The sequence below is a fragment of the Desulfobulbus alkaliphilus genome, assembly GCF_016918545.1.
Classification (GTDB): domain Bacteria; phylum Desulfobacterota; class Desulfobulbia; order Desulfobulbales; family Desulfobulbaceae; genus Desulfobulbus; species Desulfobulbus alkaliphilus.
Map to the genome: position 1 here is coordinate 1 of NZ_JAFFQC010000398.1, position 397 is coordinate 397.

1 pseudogene is annotated in these 397 nt (G+C 64.5%); it reads left to right on the forward strand.

The features are described 5' to 3' along the window. A pseudogene (locus JWG43_RS19110) lies at positions 1-397 on the forward strand (translation initiation factor 2); the annotation flags it as partial.

A 397-nucleotide genomic window follows, 5' to 3' on the forward strand; every position in this document is an offset into this window, starting at 1 on the left:
GGCTATGATCCTGCTGGCCGCGCTGTTCTGCTGGTGTGCCCTGCAGGGGACGCTGGAGCTCAATCCCCAGGGCATCGGCATGGACAGCGACCTGCAGAATTATGCCCAGATCATGGAGGCCGCCGAATACCCCGCGGCCTTTGCCCTTGACCCGGTGGCATCGTATTTTCCGCGGGATCCGGGCGTGCCCAACCTGCTGACGGACCTGGCGGGCCTGTTCCCGGGTGGAGACAACGCCGCGGTGGACATGCTGCGTGTGGGCTCGCTGGGCGTCTTTTTGCACTTCCTCGCCTATTACATCCTGGGGCGTTGCCTGTTCCGCAGTCCGTCTCTGGCGGTCCTGCTCTCGATCTTAATGGGCATCGCCGTGCACTGGGCGTTCGGCACCTTCTGGGGC